This is a genomic window from Synechococcus sp. H55.9 (genome assembly GCF_047462355.1).
Taxonomy (GTDB): domain Bacteria; phylum Cyanobacteriota; class Cyanobacteriia; order Thermostichales; family Thermostichaceae; genus Thermostichus.
Genome location: NZ_JANSJB010000098.1, coordinates 1 through 7034 on the forward strand (window position 1 = coordinate 1; position 7034 = coordinate 7034).

At 60.2% G+C, this 7034-nt stretch carries 7 protein-coding genes; 5 read left to right on the plus strand and 2 right to left on the minus strand.

Annotated features, from left to right (window positions below; genetic code table 11):
• On the minus strand, positions 1-652 hold a 652-nt coding region (locus NW857_RS11095), incomplete at its 3' end, for an SDR family oxidoreductase (RefSeq protein WP_414368954.1).
• A gap of 169 nt (positions 653-821) precedes the next feature.
• Here NW857_RS11095 and pruA point away from each other — a divergent pair.
• Positions 822-3776: an L-glutamate gamma-semialdehyde dehydrogenase gene (gene pruA, locus NW857_RS11100; protein WP_414335183.1), complete on the plus strand. Its 2955-nt coding sequence runs from the start codon at positions 822-824 to the stop codon at positions 3774-3776.
• Between the two features lie 18 nt (positions 3777-3794).
• Here the strand turns inward: pruA and NW857_RS11105 are convergent, their stop codons facing one another.
• On the minus strand, positions 3795-4847 hold the full coding sequence (locus NW857_RS11105) for a CsgG/HfaB family protein (RefSeq protein ID WP_414335182.1): 1053 nt from the start codon (positions 4845-4847) through the stop codon (positions 3795-3797).
• Positions 4848-5161: 314 nt separating this feature from the next.
• On the opposite strand from NW857_RS11105, the gene NW857_RS11110 reads away from it, so the two are divergent.
• The 4 genes from NW857_RS11110 to gloB all read left to right on the plus strand — a co-directional run bounded on the left by NW857_RS11110 (position 5162) and on the right by gloB (position 7034).
• Positions 5162-5341 (plus strand): 50S ribosomal protein L32, encoded by a 180-nt coding sequence (locus tag NW857_RS11110; protein WP_414335180.1) that lies wholly within the window; start codon positions 5162-5164, stop codon positions 5339-5341.
• A gap of 115 nt (positions 5342-5456) precedes the next feature.
• Entirely contained in the window at positions 5457-5873 is a 417-nt protein-coding gene (locus NW857_RS11115; protein ID WP_414335178.1) for a J domain-containing protein, read from the plus strand.
• A gap of 132 nt (positions 5874-6005) precedes the next feature.
• A complete protein-coding gene (locus tag NW857_RS11120) occupies positions 6006-6269 on the plus strand; it encodes a DUF3143 domain-containing protein (RefSeq protein ID WP_414335177.1) in 264 nt (87 codons plus the stop codon).
• A gap of 6 nt (positions 6270-6275) precedes the next feature.
• On the plus strand, positions 6276-7034 hold the full coding sequence (gene gloB, locus NW857_RS11125) for a hydroxyacylglutathione hydrolase (protein WP_414368957.1): 759 nt from the start codon (positions 6276-6278) through the stop codon (positions 7032-7034).

Here is a 7034-nt window from a genome sequence, read left to right on the forward strand (position 1 = left end):
CTAGGGCAAAGAGGTCACTCCACTCCCGCCTGGGAACGCCGGGCTTAGCGATGATCTCGAAGATGCGGTTTTTTGCTGCCGGCTGAAATAGGCTTTCAACAGCCACTTGAGCTACTTTGAGGCGAGGGATGCTGCCCTCGAAGAGAGTGTCAGCTTGGGAGAGGACAATGCCATCCTCGTTGTCCTGGTTTTTCAGGCCCCCTGGCCGAATGATGGTGTAGGTGAGGCCGCTGTTTTGCAAGTATTCTTCGGCTCGTTTTTTCCACACCAAGATCAGCCAAAACAGGTTGAGGGGGTGGAACAACTGGGACACGCACAGAGAAGAAATCAAAACAAAGTGTTGGATCCCTTGGGCTTTGGCCACATCCACTAAGTTCTTGGTGCCTTCATAATCCACTCGGTAAGGCAGAAAGGGATCCCAACTGGGCCTAGCTCCTGTAGCACAGAGCACCACCGTGCATCCCTCCATGCCGGCCCTTAGCGTGGCCGGGTCCAGCACATCTCCCACCACCACTTCTGCTTCGGGGGGCAAAACCTGTGCGGCCAGCTCGCGGCTGCGCACCAGCGCCCGTACCGGGATGCCGCGGCCCACCAACTCTTTGACGATGCGCCGCCCCGTTTCTCCCGTAGCCCCTGCAACAAAAGCCCGCATAGCTCTCCTGTATCCAAATGGTTTTAACTGTCTTGCTTGTGGTGTTTAAGGCCCCGCAGTGGCCCTGTTAGGGCCGTCGAAACTATCATCTTTATCAAAATCTAGCTCAGGCTCAATCCCGTCCGTGACAGGATAGTGGGATCCCGCCAGCTCTACTTCCGATTGCCCTATGGTTGCCCAAGCTGCTCCTCTCGCCTATGAGGCTCAAACCCAAGCACTTGCCCAGTCTCTGTTGAATTCCGTTCGGGGCGAGGGGAGATCCCTGCTGGCCCAATGGCGGGATCAACTGCGTTGGGAGGACAGGCTGCTGGCCTGGGCGATGGAGAACCCCCATTTGCGCACCCAGTTGTTCCGCTTGATCGATGTTTTGCCCAGCCTGAAAAGCAAAGCAGAGATGGCTCGCCATCTTCAAGAGTATCTCTTGGATCCGGCAGTAGAGTTGCCGGGGATACTGAAAAACCTACTCAACTTTGCCGACCCCCATTCTCTGCCTGGACAGTTGGCCGCCAGCACCCTCACCGCTGCTGTAGAAGCCCTGGCCCGTCGCTACATTGCCGGAGAAACCCTGCAGCAGGTGAGCCAAACGCTGGAAACTCTGCACCGCCAAGGCATGGCTTTTACCCTGGATTTGCTGGGGGAAGCCGTCCTCACCGAAGCCGAAGCCCAATCCTACCTGGAGCGCTACCTACAGGCGATGGAGCAATTGGCAAAGGTGGTCAAAACCTGGCCGCAGCCGCAGCCTATGCCCCAAGTGTCGGTGAAGCTGACGGCCTTCTATTCCCAGTTCGACCCCATCGACCCGGCAGGGGCCAAAGCCAAGGTGGGAGAACGGATCCGCATCCTGTTGCGCCGGGGCGAGGCCCTGGGAGTCGGGATCCACTTTGATATGGAGCAGTACCGCTACAAATCCCTTACCCTGGCCATTTTACAGGAGCTGCTGCTGGAGCCGGAGTTCCGCAGCCGCACCGACATTGGCCTGACCCTACAAGCCTACCTGCGGGATAGCTACACCGATTTGCAAAACCTGATCGCCTGGGCCAAAGAGCGGGGATCCCCGGTGACGGTGCGCCTGGTCAAGGGCGCCTACTGGGATCAAGAGACCATCCTGGCGGCGCAAAAGCACTGGCCGCAGCCGGTTTACAACGACAAAGCCGCCACCGACGCCAATTTTGAGCGCCTGACCCAGCTTTTGTTAGAGCACCACACCCATCTGCGTGCCGCCATTGCCAGCCACAATGTGCGTTCTCAGGCCAAAGCCATTGCCATCGCCCAGGCGCTGGAGGTACCTCAGTCTGCTTTTGAGCTGCAGGTGCTCTACGGCATGGCCGACCCCTTGGCCAAGGCCCTGGTGCAGAAGGGACAGCGGGTGCGGGTGTACTGTCCCTATGGAGAGCTGCTGCCGGGCATGGCTTATCTGATTCGGCGTTTGCTGGAAAATACCGCCAACACGTCCTTCCTGCGGCAAAGTGTCCAGGGCTACGACGCCGAACAGTTGTTGGCCCCCCCTGTCTTGGAGGAGGGATCCATGTTTCAGCCACCTTCCCTCTCGTTTGTCGCGGCTGCCGATACGGATTTCAGCCAGCCCCAGCAGCGGGATCCCTTTTTTCAGGCCCTGCAAAAAGTTCAAACGCAACTGGGCCAGACAGTTCAGCCCTGGATTGCCGGAGAATATCGCCCAACCCGACAGTCTATTCCTTCTTTAAACCCTGCCGATCCCGAGCAAGTGGTGGGTGAGATTGGGTTGGCCAGTCCCGCACAGGTGGAGCAAGCCCTGCGGGCGGCCCAGGCCAGCTTTCCCCGCTGGCGGCGCACGCCTGTGGCCGTGAGGGCGGGGATCCTGCGGCGGGTGGCGGAGCAAATCGAGGCTCAACGGGCAGAGCTGGCCGCCTGGATGGTGCTGGAGGTGGGCAAGCCCATCGCCCAGGCCGATGGGGAGATTTCCGAGGCCATCGACTTCTGCCGCTACTACGCCCAGCAGATGGAGGCTCTGGATCGAGGACGGGCGTGCAACCTGCCCGGCGAAACCAACCATTACCACTACCAGCCCCGCGGTGTGGCGGTGGTGATCGCCCCTTGGAACTTTCCTCTCTCCATCCCCTGTGGCATGGCGATGGCGGCTTTGGTGGCTGGAAACTGCGTGCTCCTCAAGCCGGCAGAGCAATCTTCGCTGGTCGCCGCCAAGCTGGCAGGCTTCATCCTCAAGGCCCTCGCCGAAGCCGGGATCCCGGAAGGCGTCTTTCAATTTCTGCCAGGAGTTGGGGAAGAGATCGGCCCTCTCCTGGTGCAAGATCCACGGGTACATTTGATTGCCTTCACTGGATCCCAGGCGGTGGGCTGCCAGATCCTTGCCCAGGCGGCGCAATTGCAACCGGGACAGCACCACATCAAGCGGGTGATTGCCGAGATGGGCGGCAAAAACGCCATCCTTGTGGATGAAAGCGCCGACCTGGATCTGGCGGTGAAGGGGGTGGTTAACTCTGCTTTTGGCTACAGTGGCCAAAAATGCTCCGCCTGCTCGCGGGCCATTGTCTTGCAGTCGATCCACGACCTGTTCTTGGGGCGGTTGATCGAGGCGGTGCGGTCGTTAAACGTGGGGGATCCGGCTCATCCTAGCACCCAGGTCGGCCCGGTGATCGATGCCGAGGCCCAAGCCCGCCTGCAACAGGCCATTCAAGCGGCCCAAGCCTACGCCCGCTTGGAACTCAGCCTGCCCGTGCCGGAAAAAGGCTACTTCGTCGGCCCCACGGTGTTTAGCCAGGTGGATCCCCAATCGGAACTGGCACAGCGGGAGCTGTTTGGACCGGTTCTGGCGGTGATTGCGGCAGCGGATTTCTCCTCTGCCCTGGAGCTGGCCAATGCCACTCCCTACGCTCTCACCGGCGGCGTCTACAGCCGCACTCCTTCCCACATCCAACAGGCCCGCCAAGACTTTGCTGTCGGCAACCTCTACATCAACCGCGAGATCACCGGCGCTTTGGTCGAGCGGCAGCCCTTTGGCGGCTTCAAGCTCTCCGGCGTGGGATCCAAAGCCGGTGGCCCCGACTACCTGCTGCAATTTCTGGAGCCGCGCACCGTTACCGAAAATATTCAACGCCAGGGCTTTGCCCCGATTGAAGGGTCTTGAAGATAGAGCGTTGGGAGTTTACTGGAGAGGCTTGGCTACATCTCCCACCTTAAAGCCAGAGCCGCTGAGAATGCGGCCCACACTGGATCCCTGATCCACCTCTGTCAGTTGAATTTGGCCGGCTGGCTCGGTCAATTTGCGCAGGACTGCTCCTGTGGCCGGATCCTTAACCTCGCGAACGACGCGCTCCACAGAAAGGATCAGGCCCACGCGATAGCCGTCGCGGCTGCCTTTGTTCAAGATCACCTGATTGCCGTAGACATCGGCCACCAAGGCATCGATGGTCGGCAAAGAGCGGGGCTGGGCCGCCAAGCGACTGGCAAAACCGGCCAACTGCTGGGCAATTTGCTCCACCGCCTGCTGGCTGGCCAAAACCAGCAGCTTTTCTTCGTTACTGGTGGCGGATCCCCCGCCAAAGCCGGCAACCGTGACCGTGCTATCCGACTGGCTGGCGTTGCCCCGGCCCTCGACCACGGCCAAGATCTCGGCCGTGCTGGTGCTCACCAGGCGGGCATTGAGCTGCACGTTGGCATCGGCATCCACCGACTCGGCCCCCACCGCCAGCGGAAAGCTGCCGAAGGGGGTTAAGACCGGCGCCCCACCGCCGGAACGGCGCACCGACACATCGAACTGGGTAACACTGCCGAGGATCACCGCATCGACCCCGAGGATCCGGCCCACCTGAGCGGCGGTGTTGGCATCCAACCGCCCCGATAGCCCCAAGTTCTGCTCGGCCAAGATCGCGTCTAGCCGCGAGCGCTCGATAACAGAAAAAGTGCCATCTCTCACCAGCCGATCCACCAGCAGATCGCTCACCCCCCGGGAAGCCTCGCGCAGGCTGTAGGAATTGCTGAGGCTGCTGAAATCAAAATCCAAAACCGCAACGCGCGGGCGAGTGCTGGGTTGAGGCGCTTGTCCTACCTGGCTGGGGGCAGAGAGATTGCAGCGAAGGTCTTGGGGAAACTTCTGGCACAGCTCCGGATTGGTGGATTGGGCAGCCACTGGGATCCCCGTCCAACCCAAGCTCAGCAGCGGGATCCCGAACAACAAGATGGAAAAGAGGTTGCGCATGGTTGAGCGATCTCCTAGATCGAGGAAGTGGCCACAGTCCATTCTTAGCTTGCACCCAAAAGAGCTTCCGGGGGGTGACCGATATCACCTGGCCGCCTGTTCCAGAAGATGTCCCATACTCTATCGACTCCAAGGCTGCCGGGAAAAGGGATTGAGAAGGTTTGCGTAGAAGAGTTGACCCATCTCAACCCTATTGTGCGGAGATGCTCGCTCTCTCTGGAGTCAACTGCTAATAGACTACTTGACGAAACAAAGCCGGGATCGACGGTGCAAGCTCAGTGCTAGCCTAGTAAGGCTGTGTTCTTGTACAAGCTATGGCTGTTCCTAAGAAGAAAACCTCGAAAGCCCGCAGTCGCAGGCGGTATGCCGTTTGGCTGGGCAAAGCCAAGCTCCAGGCCCAGCGGGCAATGACCATTGGGCGTTCAATTTTGAGCGGTCGCAACACCGGCTTCTACTACCCCAAAGCCAAGTCGGAAGAAGAGGAAGAAGAATAGAGCCATGCTCAGGGGATCCCGACGGCTGGCCAAGTGATTACACTGGATCAAAGCTCAGCTCCTTGGAGAAGCGTTCTGCTGTCCCCACCGTCTCACTTAGTCGAGATCAGCTTGCATGCGCTCGTTGACTTCCCTCACCTACTACCAACGGTTGGGCCTGTCTCCAGGGGCATCTCCTGAGGCCATTCGGCGGGCCTATCGGCAGTTGAGCAAACGCTACCACCCCGACACTTCCCCCCTGGCCCCGGAAGTGGCCATTCGCTGCTTCCAAGAGCTGCAGGAAGCTTATCTCGTGCTCAGCAACCCGGCAAAACGGGCCATCTACGATGCCAGCTTGCGGGCGATGACGACCAACATGGGCTCCCTCAGTATAACGGGATCCTCAGATCTGGATTCTCTCGAGCTGCGCATGGAAACCCGGCCTCTCTCGGCGGGCGAGCTCTGTGCCCTGCTGCTGATGGGATCCACCTTCGTGGCGTGTTTGGTGTTGGCGGTTGCTTTGGCCTGGCTACGGGAGGGCGGGGTGGGCTAACCAACTCCGGTTGCTTGGGGATGAGGTTCAGACAAAGCGCTCGGAGCCTCCCACGGATCAAGTGCTTGAATGGAATAGGCTGTTAACTTTTGTCTAGTTTGACGGCTTCTCTGCGCGCGTTTGAATCTCACCATGCCTTTGCCCCCTGCCACCACACCTCTCTACAATCACCCGCTCCACGCCATCGAACGCTGGCTGGAGGAGCAAGGCTGCACCCGCGACCCAAAGGATGTGGAGCAATGGTTTTGCGAGCGGCCGGGCTGGAAAGCCTGCCTGCGCCTAGAAGAGACCAGCATCTGGGTGCGCTACACCTACCCGGATGGCAACACGAAAACCCTGTCTTTCCCCTACTCCCTCAGCCGCCAGGATGTAGAACAGGCCATTTTTGAGGACTAGCTGGCCATGCGCATTCTGCAACTGCCTGCCCTGCGCGACAACTACATCTATCTGCTCTACGATCCCGAGACGGCAACGGCAGCAGTGGTGGATCCGGCAGTGGCCGAGCCCGTGCTGGACAAATTGGCCGAGCTGGGGGCGGAGCTGGTGGCCATCTTCAACACCCACCACCACCACGACCATGTGGGGGGCAACCTGCAACTTGTGGCCCGCTACCCCCGCGCCGTCGTCTACGGCAGCCAGGTGGATCGAGGGCGGATCCCTGGCCAGACGGTGGAGCTGCAGGCGGGGGAGACGGTGGAATTTGCGGGCCGGCAGGCGAAGGTGTTGTTTGTGCCCGGCCATACGCGGGGACATGTTGCCTACTACTTCCCCGAAAGCGGGGATCTCTTCTGCGGCGATACTCTGTTTGCTGGGGGATGCGGGCGGCTCTTTGAGGGCACCCCAGAGCAAATGCTGGGATCCCTGGATCAACTGCGCCAGTTACCTGAACCGACGCGGGTGTGGTGTGCCCACGAATACACCTTGAACAACCTCAAGTTTGCCTTGACGGTAGATGGCGACAACCCCGACTTGCAGGCGCGCTATCAGCAGGTGGTGGCGCTGCGCCAGGCGGGATCCCCGACGGTGCCCAGCACCATTGGCGAAGAGCGCCGCACCAATCCTTTTTTGCGCTGGGATCAGCCGGCTCTGCAGGCGGCCACCGGCGTTCAAGATCCGGTGCGGGTTTTTGCGCGGCTGCGGGGTATGAAGGATCAGTTTTGA

Excerpts from the sequence above, each read along its gene's own strand:
- pruA (WP_414335183.1), top strand. The coding sequence starts at position 822 with ATGGTTGCCCAAGCTGCTCCTCTCGCCTATGAGGCTCAAACCCAAGCA.
- NW857_RS11105 (WP_414335182.1), bottom strand. The coding sequence starts at position 4,847 with ATGCGCAACCTCTTTTCCATCTTGTTGTTCGGGATCCCGCTGCTGAGC.
- NW857_RS11110 (WP_414335180.1), top strand. The coding sequence starts at position 5,162 with ATGGCTGTTCCTAAGAAGAAAACCTCGAAAGCCCGCAGTCGCAGGCGG.
- NW857_RS11115 (WP_414335178.1), top strand. The coding sequence starts at position 5,457 with ATGCGCTCGTTGACTTCCCTCACCTACTACCAACGGTTGGGCCTGTCT.
- NW857_RS11120 (WP_414335177.1), top strand. The coding sequence starts at position 6,006 with ATGCCTTTGCCCCCTGCCACCACACCTCTCTACAATCACCCGCTCCAC.
- gloB (WP_414368957.1), top strand. The coding sequence starts at position 6,276 with ATGCGCATTCTGCAACTGCCTGCCCTGCGCGACAACTACATCTATCTG.